This is a genomic window from Celerinatantimonas sediminis (genome assembly GCF_046054195.1).
In the GTDB taxonomy this organism is placed as follows: Bacteria; Pseudomonadota; Gammaproteobacteria; order Enterobacterales; family Celerinatantimonadaceae; genus Celerinatantimonas.
This window is the reverse complement of the sequence record NZ_JBEQCS010000015.1, coordinates 1-19053: the sequence shown is the minus strand read 5'-3', so window position 1 is coordinate 19053 and position 19053 is coordinate 1. Positions and strand designations below refer to the sequence as shown.

The 19053-nt window shown below is 43.4% G+C and carries 18 protein-coding genes; 6 read left to right on the top strand and 12 right to left on the bottom strand.

From position 1 onward, the window contains the following. Positions 1-55: 55 nt before the first annotated feature. Genes ABTQ23_RS15540 through ABTQ23_RS15530 form a run of 3 tightly spaced genes read left to right on the top strand, consistent with a single transcriptional unit; the run spans position 56 to position 2286 of the window. Positions 56-415: a LysR family transcriptional regulator gene (locus ABTQ23_RS15540; protein ID WP_408616665.1), complete on the top strand. Its 360-nt coding sequence runs from the start codon at positions 56-58 to the stop codon at positions 413-415. 29 nt (positions 416-444) lie between these two features. After that, entirely contained in the window at positions 445-939 is a 495-nt protein-coding gene (locus ABTQ23_RS15535) for a substrate binding domain-containing protein (protein ID WP_408616664.1), read from the top strand. Positions 940-990: 51 nt separating this feature from the next. After that, positions 991-2286 carry an MFS transporter gene (locus ABTQ23_RS15530; RefSeq protein WP_408616663.1) on the top strand — a complete coding sequence of 432 codons (1296 nt, stop codon included), beginning with the start codon at positions 991-993 and terminating at the stop codon, positions 2284-2286. 119 nt (positions 2287-2405) lie between these two features. Here ABTQ23_RS15530 and ABTQ23_RS15525 read toward each other — a convergent pair whose 3' ends face one another. Next, entirely contained in the window at positions 2406-3113 is a 708-nt protein-coding gene (locus ABTQ23_RS15525; protein WP_408616745.1) for an AraC family transcriptional regulator, read from the bottom strand. Positions 3114-3465: 352 nt separating this feature from the next. Here ABTQ23_RS15525 and ABTQ23_RS15520 point away from each other — a divergent pair, with 352 nt between their 5' ends. Further along, positions 3466-5580 (top strand): TonB-dependent siderophore receptor, encoded by a 2115-nt coding sequence (locus tag ABTQ23_RS15520; RefSeq protein WP_408616662.1) that lies wholly within the window; start codon positions 3466-3468, stop codon positions 5578-5580. Between the two features lie 159 nt (positions 5581-5739). Here ABTQ23_RS15520 and ABTQ23_RS15515 read toward each other — a convergent pair whose 3' ends face one another. The 9 genes from ABTQ23_RS15515 to ABTQ23_RS15475 all read right to left on the bottom strand — a co-directional run bounded on the left by ABTQ23_RS15515 (position 5740) and on the right by ABTQ23_RS15475 (position 15019). Next, positions 5740-6048: an immunity protein Tsi6 family protein gene (locus ABTQ23_RS15515; RefSeq protein ID WP_408616661.1), complete on the bottom strand. Its 309-nt coding sequence runs from the start codon at positions 6046-6048 to the stop codon at positions 5740-5742. A 277-nt stretch (positions 6049-6325) separates the two neighbouring features. Beyond that, a complete protein-coding gene (locus ABTQ23_RS15510) occupies positions 6326-6910 on the bottom strand; it encodes a P-loop nucleotide/nucleoside kinase family protein (RefSeq protein ID WP_408616660.1) in 585 nt (194 codons plus the stop codon). A 234-nt stretch (positions 6911-7144) separates the two neighbouring features. Further along, complete coding sequence (locus ABTQ23_RS15505) at positions 7145-8305, bottom strand: M20 family metallopeptidase (protein WP_408616659.1); 1161 nt, start codon at positions 8303-8305, stop codon at positions 7145-7147. Further along, entirely contained in the window at positions 8302-9714 is a 1413-nt protein-coding gene (locus ABTQ23_RS15500; protein ID WP_408616658.1) for a M20 family metallopeptidase, read from the bottom strand. The genes ABTQ23_RS15505 and ABTQ23_RS15500 overlap by 4 nt, the downstream gene beginning before the upstream one ends. 84 nt (positions 9715-9798) lie before the next feature. After that, positions 9799-10626, bottom strand: coding sequence for an ATP-binding cassette domain-containing protein (locus tag ABTQ23_RS15495; RefSeq protein ID WP_408616657.1), 828 nt, complete (start codon positions 10624-10626; stop codon positions 9799-9801). After that, positions 10626-11618: an ABC transporter ATP-binding protein gene (locus ABTQ23_RS15490; RefSeq protein WP_408616656.1), complete on the bottom strand. Its 993-nt coding sequence runs from the start codon at positions 11616-11618 to the stop codon at positions 10626-10628. The genes ABTQ23_RS15495 and ABTQ23_RS15490 overlap by 1 nt, the downstream gene beginning before the upstream one ends. 13 nt (positions 11619-11631) lie before the next feature. Continuing rightward, the gene (locus ABTQ23_RS15485; protein WP_408616655.1) at positions 11632-12534 is read right to left on the bottom strand and encodes an ABC transporter permease; all 903 of its coding nucleotides are present in this window, start codon (positions 12532-12534) and stop codon (positions 11632-11634) included. Positions 12535-12544: 10 nt separating this feature from the next. After that, positions 12545-13462, bottom strand: coding sequence for an ABC transporter permease (locus ABTQ23_RS15480; RefSeq protein WP_408616654.1), 918 nt, complete (start codon positions 13460-13462; stop codon positions 12545-12547). A gap of 30 nt (positions 13463-13492) precedes the next feature. Next, the gene (locus ABTQ23_RS15475; protein WP_408616653.1) at positions 13493-15019 is read right to left on the bottom strand and encodes an ABC transporter substrate-binding protein; all 1527 of its coding nucleotides are present in this window, start codon (positions 15017-15019) and stop codon (positions 13493-13495) included. 314 nt (positions 15020-15333) lie between these two features. Here ABTQ23_RS15475 and ABTQ23_RS15470 point away from each other — a divergent pair, with 314 nt between their 5' ends. Further along, complete coding sequence (locus ABTQ23_RS15470) at positions 15334-16278, top strand: LysR family transcriptional regulator (RefSeq protein WP_408616652.1); 945 nt, start codon at positions 15334-15336, stop codon at positions 16276-16278. Between the two features lie 91 nt (positions 16279-16369). Here ABTQ23_RS15470 and ABTQ23_RS15465 read toward each other — a convergent pair whose 3' ends face one another. Then, positions 16370-17383, bottom strand: a complete 1014-nt coding sequence (locus tag ABTQ23_RS15465) for a 1-aminocyclopropane-1-carboxylate deaminase (protein ID WP_408616651.1) — start codon at positions 17381-17383, stop codon at positions 16370-16372. Between the two features lie 169 nt (positions 17384-17552). On the opposite strand from ABTQ23_RS15465, the gene ABTQ23_RS15460 reads away from it, so the two are divergent. After that, positions 17553-18014, top strand: coding sequence for an Lrp/AsnC family transcriptional regulator (locus ABTQ23_RS15460; RefSeq protein ID WP_408616650.1), 462 nt, complete (start codon positions 17553-17555; stop codon positions 18012-18014). 170 nt (positions 18015-18184) lie between these two features. Here ABTQ23_RS15460 and ABTQ23_RS15455 read toward each other — a convergent pair whose 3' ends face one another. Next, complete coding sequence (locus ABTQ23_RS15455) at positions 18185-18664, bottom strand: hypothetical protein (protein WP_408616649.1); 480 nt, start codon at positions 18662-18664, stop codon at positions 18185-18187. Positions 18665-19053 lie beyond the last annotated feature (389 nt).

Here is a 19053-nt window from a genome sequence, read left to right as displayed (position 1 = left end):
CACGCTTGATATAAACTATAAATCATCCAAATTATTCGATAAGTGAACAGAACTGATGTCTGATGATATTGAAAAATTGAAAATTTTTTGTACTGCAGCACAGAGTCCAAGTTTCAAACAAGCCGCTATAAAATTGAAGACATCGCCACAAGCTGTCACACGAGCAATTAAAGATCTTGAGGCAAAATTCAATGAAATTATCTTCATTCGTAGCACTCGAAATATTCAAATCACCCAATTTGGTGAAACACTTTATAAAAAATCGTGGCCAGCGATAGTCGAACTCACCAATGTTTTTCAGACCACTTTAAAGGAAGATATTCCTGTACGAATTACCGTTCCGTCTCTCATCTGTAGCCATTTTATAATGCCGTTGATGCCGAAAATAAAAGAGCTTGATAATGCATTAACTTAATTTTTAAACTGAGTGATAGCCACAGCGATGTGATCGATGAACGAATTGATATAGGAATACGTATTGGGCCTGCCATCAAAGATGAACGATTTATTGCGCGTTCTATTGGTAAATTTAGCTTTGCTATTGTGGCAACACCCGAGTTATTAACGCAATATGGCAAACCCACCTCGATAGATGACTTAAATAATAAACCATTGGTTGCTCTTGCCGATGTAAAGACTGAAAAACTATGGTTTTGGCCATTTATCAATAAAATTAAGTTTACCCCTATCGCTCCTAAGCTAATTTGTGATGATGCACAGACAGAACTTAATGCTGTATTAAATCATGTTGGTATTGGCCGAATTCCAAAATGTCTTGCTCAACCATATATAGACAGTGGAGAACTCATTTCTGTACTTGATGAGTTGACGGTCGAAGGTCCATGGGATGTGTTTATATATCGACCTCAGAGAGGGCCAGTCCCCCATCGAATCCGAGTACTCTTTGATTTCTTTAACAAGGCTCTTAATTTTCATTGAGTTAACTGATAGCAAGAAAAGTACTAGCCCATTCGAAAAAGGCCTGAAAGAATGTATGTTAAGATGTATTTTCATTCGGTATTCAGTTTTTTGTTAACCTTAAAATGGATATTTATGCCTTCTAATCTCTTCACTTCAAAGTGTTCTAGGTATCCTTCAACACGTAGAATTTTATTCTCCCGCATAGGGATTTGTTTACTCATTGCCTCGTCATTGATTAGTAGCGGACTGCCTTCGCCACTCTATCCCATTTATCAAAAGGCATTTCAACTCAGTAATCTGTGGGTTAATTTATTGTTTAGTGCATACGCCGTCGGGGTTTTGCTGGCTATGATGCTGGCTGTATTTTTTGGGGATCGATTCAAAGATCGAAGACAATTGTTAGTTACTGGTGCTGGCTTTATTCTCGTTAGTGCCACCACAATGGCACTAGCAACGAGTCCTTCGGCTTTGATTTGTGGTCGTCTGCTATCGGGAATTGCAACAGGCCTGTTGCTCGGGTCAGCTAATGCGGCTCTTCTTGAATTACATCCCAGTCATGATGCTCGCGCGACTGCGACACTTACAACCATTAACTTTACGCTTGGTAGTGCAATTGGACCATTGATTAGTGGATTTTTTATTCATCTGCACCTCTATCCGACCACTGTATCTTTCATTGCAATCATCATTATAACGTTAATAGCAATCCCTCTGATGCTAATCACCAAAGTTCCTGTTCAAGTTGCTTCATCAACACCGATTAAGAGTGCAACTTCCGAGCAAAAATCACCATTTTTATCACTTCCGTTCCTAATCGCCATGTGCACGCTGATTATTGGCTGGTCTGTCGGTTCTGTTTTTATGTCTGCAGGACAATTTTTTACGCGAGATTTAGCAGGCGTCCACAATATATTGATAGCAGCATCATTACTAACAGCCTTTCAGGTTGTTGCTGGTGGGGGGCAATTATTGAGTAACCAGTTTCATCAGCAAACCGCTATTGCAGTTGGCATTGTGCTCTGTATTGGTGGACAGATAGCCATGTGTTTGTTTGCGATTCATGGTGTAAAAATACCTTATGAAATCAGTAGTGTCGTTGCGGGATTTGGTTATGGTATCGCATTTGTAGGGGCGACAGCTCTAGTGAATCACACAGCTCCGCCATCCAAACGAGCAGGCTATATTTCAGCGTACTATGTCATGGGATATGTTTTTGGCAATGCACTCCCGGCAGTTATTGTTGGCGCGATTACTGACGCACTAGGTCTGCGCATAGCAATTATTCTATTTACAAGTTGGTTAACTCTGCTAACTATCGTGCTTTTTTACGTGATGAATCAATATCGGACTTTGCAGCAGAGCTGATCTTTTGGGTTGAATATTACTCAATTAACCCCAGCACAGTCTGTAACGCCTTTGAGCTAAGCCGATAGTTAAATGAACTTGAAAGACGATAGCCTTAAAAATTAATCCAAATGGTTCACTTAGATTAATTTTACTTGGAATTTGCCTGGAGTTTCGCCAAAGCGCTGACGAAAAGCTTCGATATAAGCACTCACATTCGTGTATCCACTTTGCTCTGCGACCTCGCTAATACTGAGTCCTTTTTGTATTAATGCCAAAGACGTGATGATTTTGGACTGCTGACGCCATTGGCTAAACGTCAAGCCAGTTTGTTTACTAAAAATACGACTGAGCGTTCGAACGCTGACGCCCCATTGACTGGCCAACTGCTCTTGCGATAAATGACTAGATGGCGATTTTAAAAGCTCATCGGCAATGTTGCGAGCTCTTCTATCCAAAGGAAGCGGCAGCCTTAGAGGAAGTTCTTGTAACCTTGCTACTTCATACGCAAGAAGTGCAACAAGGTGATCGATATAACTTTGTGGGTAGCTTGAGCGGTCACATTCAACGGTGCGTTGCAACAACGTCTCAAGGAATGTGTTCATACCAGATACCCGAGGTTCATTTGGGAAACCTTCAGCATCAGAGTATTCCAAGTTAAGAACATACACCTGAACTGACGTGAAAAACTTCACCTTATGAGTACAATCTTTTGGCGTCCACCCAACCGAGCCCGGCGTGACAGTCCATTGGGCTTTGCCTGTTTCAACGTTAATAACGCCACTTTCTAGCCAATACAACTGCCCCCACTGATGATCGTGCCAAGGGGTTTCACATGTTTCCGTCAGCGTAACTGACTCTAGATTGATAATTATGGCTGAATATCCGTATTAGATGTCAATATAACGATAATAGTATCACAGTTTATCCTGTAAATTACATAGGCTTGGAAAGAGAAATGAGAACGATATGCATTTGTATTATTATAACAGCTTTTGATTCTTAAAAAATACCTAATATCAGTACTTAGCTATCAAATTATAGCCCTCTTTTAGTTAGCGAAATCATTTCTAAGCAATGAGCCTTGTGTGTTCTCAAGCACTGCCTTTTTCAAAAGACAGGCAAACGAAAACTTAAGCTCAGCTTGCTCTTGCATCGATATTAAAAATAGAGAATTAGCCGGATTATAGGAAAATCAGAATGGAAATCTTTTCAATTAGACACCTAACGCTTAGCGTTATGATCGCGTTATCTTCCCTACCCGCATGGGCCCAAGATACGGTGGATCAAGAAGAGAGCTCATCGACTGATACTATAACAGTTGTAGGTAACGATACTCAGTCACCTGATATTTCTGGTGGTACAGGGATGGGGCTTTCAGCAGAGCAAACACCACAATCAATCAGTGTGGTTGATTCTTACACCATGCAGGATTGGGGCATGGATTCTCTGAACGATGTGCTAAATAACGTTATTGGAATTTCATTAAAACGTGATGATGATGTTCGCACTGAGTACCAATCGCGTGGCTTTGATATTAACAATATTCAGATCGATGGTACGCCGTACGCTTGGGGCTCTCTTGGTAATAGTTCAGGTCAAGCTCTGGCTGATATGTCAATCTATGAGCGCGTTGAAGTCGTGCGTGGTGCAACCGGTTTAACCACAGGTGTGGGAGATCCATCGGCTTCAATCAATCTGGTTCGCAAGCATGCTGACAGCAAAACTCTTAAGGGCAACGTTGAAGCAACCTTAGGAAGTTGGGATCAACATACGATTATGGCGGACGTACAAAACGCCTTGAATGATGATGGCTCGCTGCGTGGCCGTTTGGTTACAAAATACACTGAGAAGAATTCTTATGTTGATCTCTACAGTTCAAAACGAAAAGTACTTTATGGTGTGGTTGAAAAAGATATAAATAGCAATACTTCACTCCGGGTTGGTGGCAACTATCAAAGTGATGATATTGATGGTGCATCTTGGGGTGGATTACCTGGCGCGTATTCTGATGGCACAGCAACCGACTTAGCACGTTCAAAAACAACGGCTACGAATTGGAGTTATTGGAATACCAAAAATGAAGGTGCTTTTATAGAGTTACAGCACACATTTGCAAATGGTTGGAAATGGAAAACAGATTACAGTTATTCAAGATATGAGAAACAAGATAAGCTTCTCTATTTAACTTCATTAGACAAAACAGCTGATTCTATCTCTGCTTACCCTGAAAAAGATCACAGTAACACCGAACAAAATAGCCTGAGTACTCAACTTTCAGGTCAATATGATCTTTTAGGGCGCGCGCATGATTTTACCCTGGGCCTAACATACAGCCGCGAAAAGTATAGATCGTATGAAATCTACGCCGATAGTTATTCTGATACCATCGACAACTTTAGTACTTGGAATAATAATTATGCAGAGCCCTCTTGGTCTTCTAGTGACAACCTTGTTGAAGAGTTAAAAACCGAACAAAAAGGCATTTTTGCATCCACACGCTTAAATGTTACAGATGCCTTCAAATTTATCCTTGGTGGGCGACTGGCCTACTGGCAACGAGAAGGACAAAGCTACGAAGCTGACGCAACTTATGGTGATAATGGGGTCTTCATGCCCTACGCTGGCGCCTTGTATGATTTAAATGATCAAACTCGTTTTTATGCCAGCTATGCCACCATTTACGAACCTCAAAATGCCCAAACAAGCACAGGAAAGTTCTTAGACCCGGTGAAAGGCGATACTTATGAAATCGGCATGAAAAACCGCTATTTCAAAGACAGACTACGACTTAACGTTGCTCTATTCCGCACTGAAGAAAATAATCTTGCACAAAACGACCCAACCGGTGCAACGATTCCTAACTCTGAAGACCCAGCGCAAGTCGCAGCTGATGGCGTCACGAGCAAAGGCTTTGAAGTACAAGTCTCCGGGCATCCGCTTGAAGGTTTAGATATGAACTTGGGTTACACTCAATTTCAAGCAAAAGATAAAGATGGCGAAGAAGTTAATACCGATTTTGCTCGCAAGCAGTTAAAAATGATGAGTAGCTATCAATTTGTCCATCTGTTGCCACAACTGACCATGGGTGTTTCATTGCGCTGGCAGGGAAAAACCTACTCTAATGATGTTAGCCAACCAGCATACAGCCTAGTGGACATGATGGCGAAGTACCAAGTTAATGACAACGTTGTGGTTAATTTAACCATTAATAATTTGTTCGATAAAAAATACTACGACTACTTAGACTCTGATAATGAAGTTCATTATGGCGCGCCACTAAGCGGCACCCTATCCGTAGGTTACTTGTTTTAAACAAAAGTAGAGACAAATCTGCCATTTAAAACGAGTATTTACTCTAAATAAAATAGCCACAGTTTGTCATAAGCTGTGGCTATTTTGTCTTGGTAGGGCTTTAAAACCGAAGTTTGAAGTCACGCCAAAAGAGATGAACCTCGATTCATCATCTTTTTATCAGTCCATTCCCAAGGATTTAGGTTCTAATTTTAGCCCCTGTCTGGTTCTAACTGCGACATAGAATGCTCGACTCAATGCATCGACTAATTTGCGCTCTTTAGCATCAATTTCCCGAGCCGCATAATGGCCAAATGTTAGCGTAAACAGCTTTTCTCTTTCTTTTGATGTACCTTCAAAGTATGAGATAAGCCACTCTAATTGCTGCTCTATTGATTCAAACATATCAGGTTGTATCGCAGCCCGATGCTGCTTAAGTACAACTAATGCTTGAGTGCAAATATCTATTTTTAGCTCTTCTTGACTCATAATATATTAGGGGTTGTTGATCTTTGGTGGTTGAATTTTGTTCAAATTAAACGCATTTTGAACGCGGCGCATCCTGTGTCACTTAATGAGTTAAGCAAGCAGGGTGCAACAAAGTTCAGGATACGTTTAAATGAACCCGAAGGGCAGTATCGGAAAGGAATTTATCCGGCGTTAAACTTTTTTTGTGCAGAACTACACGGCACAACGTTTATCTGCCTAAATTCCTCTCAGATTGCTGCATAACTAATCACAAAAGGTCAACAGCCTAGTTAACTGATTACCCTTCTAATATCGCTAAAATATCTTTCATCGACTGCTGATACTCATTATCGTTGGAATTTTTAAATATTAGAAAATCATCAATGACATTTGGGTCATCCAGATTATCTGGAATATCAAAGTTAACCCCTTTGATATATTCATCCCAATGCTGCAGCTTCCAAGTATCGCGCGCAGAATTACGTGCAATCATCCGTTGTTTAACGACTTCAACATCAGTGATCACCCAAACGACCGTTAAGCGTGCCTGTTTTTCAGCTAACTGTTGTTTTAGGTTGGTGATGTAATTGACATCGCGAATCTCACGGGTAAATGGTGCATTAATCAGCACAATATCATCGTATTCTAATGCTTCCATGGCCAATGCTAATGTCGCTTGATATTCATAGTCGCGAATATTTTCTTCAAAAAAGTCAGAGCTGCGATTAACTTCTTGGTGCGCCACTTTAAAAATTTGATGTGATAGAACGATTAAAGTGTCTTTATCAAGATAGACCACATGTTTTAGCTCTTTGGCCAACTGTTTTGAAATATAAGTTTTACCACTGGCTGGCGGTGATGTAACAAGGATAAGTCGTTTCATAGTGCTCGCATCCAAAACGTAAAAACTATCCTCATCGTAGCGCAGAAATAAGCAAGTATAATGAACAAAATCATGGAAACAGTGGAATAGCGAATTTCATATAAACTTTAGCTAATTTGGCCAGATACGCTCATTAAAGCCAAAAGTGACAATTTATAAAAATTCTTCAAAAAAATAAAAGCGTTAAAAATACCGCTAAGTATTTTTAACGCCGGATACATTCAAGCCAAAATCCTAGCTAATAGCGCAGCAGCACCTCGCAACAATTAATGCCCGAGAAACCAATGTGGTTAAGTCACAAAATTCGCGCTCGGTATGCGCATAACCGCCAACCGGGCCAGTTGCGCACAGAGTTGGAATCTTCATGGCGCTAGTCCAACCCGCATCCGAACAGCCTCCGGTAAACTCACCATCCACCGCAATACCAATAGCCTCAGCTTGCTGGCGATAGATTTTAAGTAAGCTCTCCCCCATCTTGCGCTCAAATGGTAAAAATCCTACTTTTTTATGCCACTGGATCGAGCTGCCATCAACGGTTGCATCCGCAACGCATTTGGCCAACTGCGTTTCTAACCATGTGCCCTGCTCTATCGTTAAATAGCGTACATCCAAGCTGGCACTGGCTTTTTGCGCCACAGTATTGGGTGTGGTGCCACCAGCAATGACGCCGACATTCGTTGTAATACCACTTTCATAATCGGTTAACTGGTGAATACTCGTGATCAAATTAGCCAAAATACCAATCGCACTAATGCCATCTTGATGGCTCACGCCAGCATGCGATGCGCGCCCCGTAATATCAAATTGATAAGTGCTTCCCCCTTTTCGCTCATTGACCACATTGCCAGAGATGCGTCCAGGTTCGGCATTAAATACGGCCACGGCATCTTTTACTTGTTCGGCAATCACTTTACGGCCATTGGGAGAGCCAATCTCTTCGTCACTGGTGGCAAGTAGCAGCACCTGAAATGGTAATGGCTGAGCATAGGTTTGCTGATAATGGTGAAATGCTTTTAAAATAAAACAGTTCATCACAATGCCCGATTTCATATCAGCAACCCCTGGGCCAAAGGCTTTATCGCCCTCTTTCGTAAATGGCCGTTTCAGAGGCTCACCAGTTGGAAAAACCGTGTCCAAATGCCCAGATAACACAATTAAAGGCGCATCAGCATCCCCAACGGATGCTTTGACGGCGAATGTTTCATGGCCCTGCAACAATTGTGCGTCGATGCCTTCACGCTCTAGGTCGCGCTTTAAATGCTGTGCTATTTGTAGTCGCCCTGCTTGATTATGGCTATAAGAGTCAATATTCACTAACTCTTCAAGCAGCGCGGTCATTGGCTCTCGCTGTTCACTCAGCCACTGCGAGAGAAAATTTACAAGTTGCTCGTTCATTGGCGTTGCTCCTTAATCGCCTGCCCTTGCTCGGCTAAATCCCAGAAGACTCCGGTCATAATTTGTAGCGATTGTTTAGCAACACTGGCCAAACAGTGCTCGTTCGGACCATGCTGTAAACAAGCCGGATAAGAGTGTGGGATCCACAGCGTTGGCAGCCCCAAGGTATTAGCAAAGGTCGTATTAGGCAAAGAGCCTCCAAGGTTGGGAATTAAAGAAGCGTCGTTGCCCGTCGTCTTTTTAATCGAATTCATCGCCCAATGTACCCATGGATCTTCTGGATCAAGACGGGTCGCTTCCATTTTCACCGCCGCCGCAGGAGTCACTTCAACATCCTCAAAGCCATTAGCCTTAAGATGCTCTTTAATAATATCGAGGAACTGATCGCTTTTACTGCCAACCACAAAACGCATCTGAGCATTGATGATGGCCGAACCAGGAATAGCATTAGCTGGCGCTTCCGGATTCCCTGCATGGCAGGCAAGGATCTCTAACGTATTCCAACCAAATAATTTTTCAGCTGGTGTAAGCCCCGGTTCGCCCCAACTAGGTGATAGTTCTGGGTCATTTTTACCGGTGCCAACGGGGATATTTTTTACCGCAGTGCGCACAGCATCTGGCAGCTCATCTGGTAATAATTCGGGCACTAAAATTTTGCCATTGGCATCAATAAGACTGCTCCATGCGTTCATTAATCGTGTCGCAGAATTAGACAACAACCCGCCCCAGTTTCCCGAGTGGTGCGATCCTTCTCGAGCGCGAATGGCTAAATTAAAATTCATCGAACCGCGCGAGCCTAAAAATAATGTTGGATACTGCGCGCCCACCCGCGGGCCATCCGAGGCGATAAAAAGATCCGCTTTTAAGCGCTCTTGGTATTGCTGACAAAATAGGTCAAGCCCAGGAGAGCCAGTCTCTTCGCCCATCTCTAATAGCACTTTGACGTTAAAACCAAGCTGACCTTTAATAGCCAACAAGTTTTTTAAAGCGGCTAAATTAACGCTATGCTGGCCTTTATTGTCGGCGGTTCCCCGGCCATACCAAAAATCACCATCAACTTTAAGCTCCCACGGTGATAGCCCTTCTTTCCACTGGTCACCGTAACCTCGAACCACATCACCATGGCCATAGGTTAATAGCGTTAAAAGGCTTGGGTCTTCAATTCGTTCCGCTAAAAGCAGTGGCCAAGCACTGGGATCTTCGGCTGCGGGGTTAGCAATCACTTCGCAGCTAAAGCCCATTTGCTCAAGGTAAGGAATCATATGCTGCTCAAGGTAGACGGATAAGTGAGGGTATCCATCAGGCGTTTGGCTTTCTGAGCGCACCGCAACTCGCGAGCTAAGTAACTTAAAAAAAGCGCCTGATTCAAAATATTCGCTGATACTATCAATGGCTAATTGACGACTCATAAAAACTCCTTTTTAGGCACAAAGACGCCCGACCTTGCTCCAAAGGCAAAGCGTCTTATCAATGTAAAGATGAAAAACTGTTTGTTAACCGGCTTTGGACCACACCAAGGATTCAGGGTCAGGCAGACTCAAATCCGGATCAGGTGTGAGAATAGAAGCCAACAATGTTTGTGTGTACGGATGCGCCGGATGCTCAAAAATTTGCTCACGCGAGCCCTGCTCGACAATATTGCCTTGATGCATCACCGCGACCCGGTCTGATAAATACTCGACCACCGCTAAGTTATGGCTAATGAACAGATACGTCAGGCCAAATTCCTGCTTCAACTCCATCAGTAGATTTAAAATTTGCGCCTGAACGGATACATCAAGTGCCGATGTGGGTTCATCACAGATAAGAATACTGGGGCGAAGAATTAACGCTCGAGCAATCGCAACTCTCTGGCGTTGCCCACCTGAGAGTTGGCCAGGAAACTGCTCAAGCAGTCGGTCAGGCAAACCAACTCGTCGTGAAATATCAACGACCTGACGTTTTTGCTCTGATTTAGAGCCAATTTTATGTAATACCAATGGCAGGCGAATAATATCTTTCACCCGTTTACGAGGATTAAGCGATGAATAAGGGTCTTGAAAAACCGGCTGAATCACTCGGGCTAATGCCATCCGATTGCTCAAGTCCATCTCTTTGTCGTGGATTAAAACATTACCTTCACTTGGCGCTAGCAATCCTAAGATCATTTTCGATAACGTACTTTTTCCGCATCCGGACTCCCCCACTAAGCCGAGGACTTCTCCGGGCTCAATTCGCAAATTAACACCATTGACTGCGGTAAATTGTCGCTTCTCTTTCCAAAGGCCTTGGCTGATTTCAAAGTGACGGGTCAAGTCACATAATTCGAGGGCAAATTTCATTACGAAGCCTCCTTCACCGGATAAAGAGTCACTGGGCAACGCACCCAATGTTGACCTGCTCGCAGATCAAGCGATGGCATGCTCTGGCAGCACTGTTTCTTGGCTAACTCACAGCGATTAGCAAATGCACAGCCTTGCGGCTTACCTATCAAGCTGGGCACAACTCCAGAAATAGTGGCAAGTTTCTGCCCCGGTTGGGTTTTACCCGGAACTGGAATACAGTTGAGCAAGCCTCGGGTGTACGGATGTTGCGGCCTTGCGTAAATTTCTTTAACGCTTGCAGTTTCAACGATTTGTCCGGCATACATCACAGCCACTCGGTCCGCAATGCGCGCCACTACGCCTAAATCATGGGTGATAAAGATAACTGCAGTTCCAAACTCTTGCTGCAATTCTCGAATCAGCATTAAAATTTGCGCCTGAATGGTGACATCTAATGCAGTTGTGGGTTCATCAGCAATGATCAAGTCAGGCTCGCACATTAATGCCATGGCAATCATGATTCGCTGACGCAATCCGCCTGAGAGTTCATGAGGATACTGATTTAATCGTTCCTGTGGGTATGGCACACCAGCGCGATTGAGCAGATAAATCGCTCGCTCGTTGGCCTCTTTTCGAGAGACCTGCTTATGCGTCATAATCCCTTCGGTAAGTTGATCGCCCAACTTAAATGATGGATTAAGGGATGTCATCGGCTCTTGAAAGATCATCGACATATTTAATCCGCGTAACTGATTGCGCTTTTTCTTTTTTAAATGCAGCAAGTCGTGGCCCAGAAACTCAAGCTTATCCGCTCGACATAGCGCTTTTTTAGGCAACAAATCCATCAGCGCCATAGAAGTCATGGACTTACCACAGCCTGATTCGCCAACGATACAGAGCATTTCACCGCGTTTAACTGAAAAATCTAGCCCACGAACCGCATTCAGAGGACCATTTTCGGTCGGTAAACTTACCTGTAAGTTTTCAACGTTCAATATTGTCTCTTGCATTGTTTGCTCCCGATTAACTGCGGTTTTGCGGTGCATTTAAGTCTCGCAGACCATCACCTACCAAATTGATAGCCATCACCAGTACCATTAGAGCGATCCCAGGAATTGCAATCACCCAAGGCTGGAAGAACATATACGCTTTGCCTTCGGCCACCATCAACCCCCAAGAAGGCAGTGGCGGCTGCACACCTAGACCTAAAAATGACAATGTTGCTTCGAGCAAAATAGCGTGGGCCATCTCAAGCGTAGCCACCACAATCAAAGGACTTAAAATATTGGGTAATAACTCACGCAATAAAATGTAGGGAGTTGATGCACCGAGCACTTTCGCCGATGCGATAAATTCTGACTCACGCAGCTGTTGCGTTGTGGCGCGGGCGACCACCGCGAACCTATCCCACAATAAAACGCCGAGCAATGTGATGATTATTTGTAGTGAACCGCCAACGAGTGAAGCCATAGCAAGCGCGACCAAAATAACTGGCATCGATAAACGAGTGGTGATGAAATAACTAATCACCGAGTCAGTTTTACCACCAAAATAGCCAGCGATAATTCCAAGTGTGGTACCGATAACGCCAGAGATAAACGCAGCGGCAACACCGATAATTAGCGAGATACGCGCGCCATATAACAGGCGGCTTAGGTAATCACGACCTAATTTATCCGTCCCTAAAATATGCTCCCATGAGCCTTTTGCGTGCCACACCGGTGGGATCATCCGCTGGCTCACATCTTGAGCGTATGGGTCATGCGGGGCAAGAATTGGGGCAAACAACCCAGCCAACACAATAACCAAAAGTAAGATGCCGCCAAGCGTTAAACTATGATGGCCCAAAACTCGCTTCAGCGCTTTTCGCCATGCGGGGATCTCAGGCAAAACCGACTCATTGGTATTCATTGCGGTTGTAGACATAGAGCCTCCTTTAAGCGATACGCAGTTTAGGATCAAGCAAGGCATTGAGCATGTCGGCTAAAAACGTCAACACGATATAAAACAACGCGATGATAAGAACGATGGCTTGCACCACCGGGTAGTCATTACGTGAAATAGAATCCCAAGCCAACTGCCCGAGCCCTTGCAAAGAGAAGATTGACTCAACCACCACTGAACCGCCCAACATAAAGCCAAGCTCAACGGCTAAAAGTGCAACGACAGGGATCACGGCATTACGCAGCGCATGTTTGAGTACGACTTTAGTTTCGCTAATCCCTTTAGCTCGCGCGGTACGAATATAATCAGAGCCCAACACCTCCAACATACCGGTGCGAGTTAAGCGCATAATCGATGGCGTTGCGTAATAGCCAAGAGCAATGGCAGGCAAAATGAAATTTCGCCACGAGCCATTGCCAGCGACAGGCAGCCAATGCAATGTCACTGCAAATACGATGATAAGGACCAAGCTAAAAAAGAAACTCGGCATAGCTTGACCAAACACAGCCACTAATAACGCCAGGCGATCAATCCAGGTGTCTTGTTTAATCGCCGCAATCACTCCCAGTGGAATGGCGATAAACGTTGCCACAGCCAGCGCGATTCCCCCAAGCGCCATAGTGATAGGAAGGCGCTGCGAAATGAGCGAGCTCACTGAATCAGGGAAATAGTAAGAGTTACCAAAATTAAAGTGCAAAGCACCCCACAACCAGTGGAAATATTGCACGAGGATGGGCTGATTTAAGCCAAACTGAACGCGAATTTTAGCAACCTGTTCAGCCGTTGCTTCGGGACCGGCGATAGCAGTTGCCAGATCACCGGATAAATGTAACAACATAAAACAGACGATGGATACGGTGAGGGCTACCCCCACCGCCATACATAATCTGCGTAGCATATATTTCAACATATCAACCTCTGTTAACTTTATGCAGCGAGATTATTTCCAGCTTGATTGCCAGAAACGAGGAAGTTCATCCGGATAGGCTTTAAACTTCAGATCTGAGGTGAACGCGTAATTACTTGAATAGGTAAATAAAGGTGCCCAATAAGCATTTTGAGTGATTTTATGAATCGCTTTGCCGTAAAGCTCTTTGCGCTGAGTTGGCTTGACCGATGTGTCCGCTTGCGCTAACCATTTCATCACTTGTTTATCTTTATCTTCATCATCTGCCCCGCCTTTAAAATAAACACTAATAATGGCTGAGACATCGTTAATTGAGTATGAACCCCAAGTTTGGAATGAGATTGGCACTTGGCCTGCTCGCTCTTTATTACGCAATGCGGCATACGTCATAAAGTGCAATTTGGCTTTAATGCCCACTTTTCGAAGATCTCCAATCACCGCTTCGACATAATCACGGTCGCGATAGGCATAAATATCAGTTGAGAAACCATTCGGGTAACCTGCTTGCGCGAGCAGTTTTTTCGCTTTTTGTGGATCATAAGGATATTGCACAGCATCTTGCTGCTCACAGCCAAACTGAGAAGGGAAACACGGCGCACTAAGCGGATGGCTGCCGCCACGCACCATCGATTCGGCCATCCCTTTGCGGTTAATGGCATAGTTCACTGCTTGTCGTACCTTAAGCTTTCTAAACGGTGCGGTTGCTTCACTCGAGCCAATATTATGCATAGTCAAGAATCCAACTCGCATCGTTTCGCTTGAGAGCACTTTAAGGTTTGACATCTGTTTTAGTTGATCGGCCTGATCGGATGGAACTCGCCAAATCCAATCCACTTGGCCGGTCATCAACTGCGCGACTCTTGTATCAGGGTCTGGGATCACAACAAACTTAATTTTACCAATGTGAGGTTGGCCAACCGGACTTTCCTTAAAGTAATGGGTATTTTTCACCATATCGACTTCTTGGCCACTAATGACTTTAACTATTTGGTAAGGGCCTGTGCCAATTGGTGCTTTATCGAAACCTTTTAACCCCACTTTTTCAAAATATTTCTTTGGATAAATCGGCAATGGGCCAGCTAGATATTCAATAGCAGCTGGAAACGGTTTGTTCAAAACAAACTCAACCGTGTACTGGTCTAGTTTCTTAACATGTTTTATCCAGCTGATATTTTGCAGTGTGACGACTTTAGAGCTCGGCTTTAACGCGTAGTTAAAAGTAAATGCCACATCATCGGCGCTAAATGGGTCGCCATTTTGAAACTTCACATCTTTACGCAGATTAACGACTAAATGTGTTGGGTCTTTCCACTCCCATTTGGTTGCAAGCTGAGGTTTATATTTGCCCGTGTTCGGATCACGATAAATCAGGGTATCCCATGCCAGATGCCCTAAGATGACACCTTCACGCAGGTTATTGTGATAAGGGCTGATATTTTCTGGCCAACTGTTTGAGGCATAAGTTAGCGTATCGTCAGATTTACCGGCAATGGCACTGGCGGAACTGACGGCAAGAGTTGAGGCAACTAACAATGAGAGTCCATGCTTAACCAAAGACATAAGTATTTCCTTATCCTTTAATACTGGTGAAATCATCCCCGAGCACTTCTTGATAAAGTTATAAACTTCAACCAACTTAACCAATTAAAAATCGTGCTTGCCGGGAGCTTATAAAGCGAAACATCAAAAATAATAATATTTAAAAACAATATGTTATATACCATTTAAGATAGATTTAACGAATCGCTTACATTCCATGCTATGGTATAAAAATCATTGCCACAATTAGTAATTTAGCAACAAAACATTGCCAATTTGGCAACGATATCGCTTCATTTATGGGCACTAATTTGGTGAACTTTTCGGAGAGGACAATGGCATCTTTTCATCATTTAACAGCACCCGCGCTACGCTACTTCTTAGCCGTTGCTAAGTTCGGCTCAATCAGTGAAACATCAGCGCACCTAAATGTGGCAAGTAGTGCAATTAGTCGCCAAATTTCATCACTAGAAGAGCAATTAAACACACCATTATTTGAGAGAAAACCTCGCGGAATGGTTTTAAGTGCAGCAGGAGAACTATTAGCCGCTTACGCAAGAAAGGTGACATTAGAGACAAACCGGATTATTGATGAAATCGCAGCTCTTGAAGGGCTAGAAAAAGGCAAAGTCACGATTGCCTCAACCGAGGGATTTAGCATGGAGTTTTTGCCATTTTGTATCAGAGATTATCAAAAAACATTCCCAGGGATTCACTTTCAAGCGGAAGTTTTTCCACCCCATGAAGTGTCTAAGGCCGTACAAAATGGTGATGCTGACATTGGCTTAGCATTCAGTTTGAGCCCGGCCCCAAATATTCGCGTTGTTCACTCGCAACCTGCTCCGATTTTGGCGCTCATTCCCAATGATCATCCTCTGGCCAATAAGAAGCGAGTGAGCCTTCGCCAGATTTGTGCTTATCCGTTGGCATTGCCCTACCCTGATACAACCGTTAGGCAACTATTTGATATCTGTGCCAGCCAACAAGGGCTGGATTACACGCCTGCCTTTGTTAGCAATTATATGTCTGCATTAAACCAATTCACTCTTTCTGGAGCTGGGATTTCATTTGCGGGGGAAATATCAGTGCGCAGAAAAGTAAAACAAAATCTTTTTAAAGCAGTGCCGATTCGCGACAAAGGAATGGGCATTCGTAATTTAGAGGTACAAATACTAGCAGGACGCACCCTACCTAAAGCCGTAAGCTCATTTTGTGAATTTGTTATTGAAAGAATGACTATTAATGAATCTGAGCACCGCCAAAAGACAAGGGACTATTGAGCTTTTAGGGGAGTTTTTAGGGCATAAAAAAGCCATTCTTATGGGATATAAGAATGGCAAACACAACATAAATGGACACCGAAGCTAGTGGCTAGCCATTGCGATATAAATAGCTATAGCCGTTAATGGCTGGTACGCCGCCTAAATGGGCATACAACACTTTAGAACCTTTGGGAAAATACCCTTTGCGGGTTAAATCAATCAAACCTTGCATCGATTTTCCTTCATAGACAGGGTCGGTCATCATCCCTTCTAATCGCGCCGTTAGGCGAATCGCTTCATTGGTTTCTTTTGATGGTACTCCGTATGCTGGATACGCATAATCATCAACAATTACCACATCATCTTTAGTAATTGGCTGTTTCAGTTCGACTAAATCGGCTGTGTGTTGTGCAATGCGTAAAACCTGCGCATGGTTTTGCTCTGGCGTGGCCGAAGCATCAATGCCAATCACATGTTTTGCTCGACCATCTGCGGCAAAACCAACCACCATACCAGCCATGGTTGAGCCGGTGACCGTACAAACCACAATGTAATCAAATTTAAAGCCAAGTTCAGCTTCTTGCTCACGCACTTCTTCGGCAAAATTCACATAGCCGAGGCCGCCAAGTGGATGCTCAGATGCACCGGCTGGGATTGGATAGGGTTTGCCGCCTTTGGCTTCAACATCTTTGAGCGCATTTTCCCAACTTTCGCGAATACCAATATCAAAACCTTCATCGATCAATTCAACCTGAGCCCCTAGGACGCGGCTCAATAAAATATTACCAACGCGATCATAAACCGCATCATTAAAAGGAACCCAACTCTCTTGGACCAATCGGCATTTCATTCCGATTTTTGCTGCAACAGCAGCGACCTGACGAGTGTGGTTAGACTGAACACCGCCGATGGTCACGAGTGTATCAGCACCTTGTTTAATCGCATCTGGAACAATATATTCCATTTTACGAACTTTATTGCCACCAAAGGCCAACCCACTATTACAGTCTTCACGTTTTGCATAAATTTCAACATCGCCGCCAAGGTGTTCAGACAGACGGCTGAGCTTTTCAATTGGAGTCGGACCAAATGTAAGCGGATAGCGTTCAAATTTTTCCAACATAACCCATTCCTTTTAAGTCACAAGTTTAACTTCATCGCTAATTAGCCTACCTTCTATGAAATGAAATGTGCTTTCGTATTTTTATTTATTTTTTATTTATTATTTCTTTTTTAATTATTTTTTGATAAAAATTTAATTAAATAAAACACAAATATGAAAGATTATTTCAATGATAGATTTAGATAAAACTGATAAACAACTGCTACGCTTGCTGCAAGCTGATGGCCGCTTGAGCAACGCCGAACTTGCTGAAAAAGTTCATATCAGTCAGGCCACCTGTCATCGCCGCGTCAATCGGCTTTTCGAAAATGGTTTGATTTGCTCGGTACGTGCTCAAATTGCCCCCAAAGCGGTAGATTTAGGGACGCTTGTGATAGTCGGTGTGGTCTTAGATCGCTCAACTCCGCAAAGTTTTGCCGAGTTTGAGCAAGCCATTACTCAATTGGCAATGATTTTAGACTGCCAGTTAGTCGCTGGAGAATTTGATTATTTATTGCGGGTTCGCGTCAAAGATATTGAAGATTTTAACGATCTCCATGCCAAACAACTGATTGCACTACCAGCAGTTCGACAAATTCGGACATTCTTTGTGATGAAAGAGGTCATTGATAGCGCGCCGCTACAATTTTAGTCGTTGGACTTATTTACACTTAAATTTTGCCATTCAAGGCGGCAATGGCGAGCGGATTAAAATATCTTAAGTTCCTGCGCCAGAGCGTACTTGTGGTATTTCTCTCCCACTTGTTTCTCAACACGCAGCAATGCGTTCTCGATGTTGATTAAGAAATATTCATCTGTTTGCTACTTCGTCTTTTGCGTCACAATAAAATAATCGATGGCACCAGTGGTTCTTTTGTAGTGAGCCGACATAGACATCTCCCCCTGATCCCAGTGATCAGAAGATGGATTTGTAAAATCAATAGCAACTTCACCTTGGCCGATTTTCCAGGTGCGTTGCGGTTTGGCTTTATTGAGTAAATCACTGCGAGCGTCAGAAAATTTAAACCCTAAAGGAAGCTCGCCAGCATATTGTTCATGCCCATCTTTGCCTTGAGCATAGAAAAAGACAGACTGACATTTGCGAAGATCTTTACTCTTTCCACCTTGAAGGCCATCGTCCGGTCTAAACATGAGATCAACTCCCAATGGTTTAGATTCAATATACTGCATTGCTGAATCCGGCCTACCAACTTTAAATGAAGGGTATTTATTTAAAAAAGAGGCAACTAAATCAGAGTCAATAGGCTTGGCAAGCAAACCAAGTAATTCAGGTAAATCCATATTTATCAGCACTTAAATTTATAAAAATAAAGTAGTCTAAGGGTTACATCTCACGCCGGCATAAACCTAGGCGACCAGTTAAGCAGCCATCATAGCAGCGATAGTGTTCCAATCCCCATCAGTGATAGCCGATGCGTCATGGTGAAAAAATAGTATCAAAGTTAGCCATCTGAGCCATAGTGGTTTACCTCGATTACTCACTTGTGATTGATTTAGCAGATGCTCTTGATTGTGCTGATTAAAAAAACTTGAGCAAGCCTTCGAATTGACAATTATTTTTATTCCAAATAATTATTAAAAAATATAAAAAACACTAGGCAGTGTTGATCTTTGTTGATTTATTCATCGCAATACATCGGTAGCCACATCATAACCATTGCCAGAGCTAC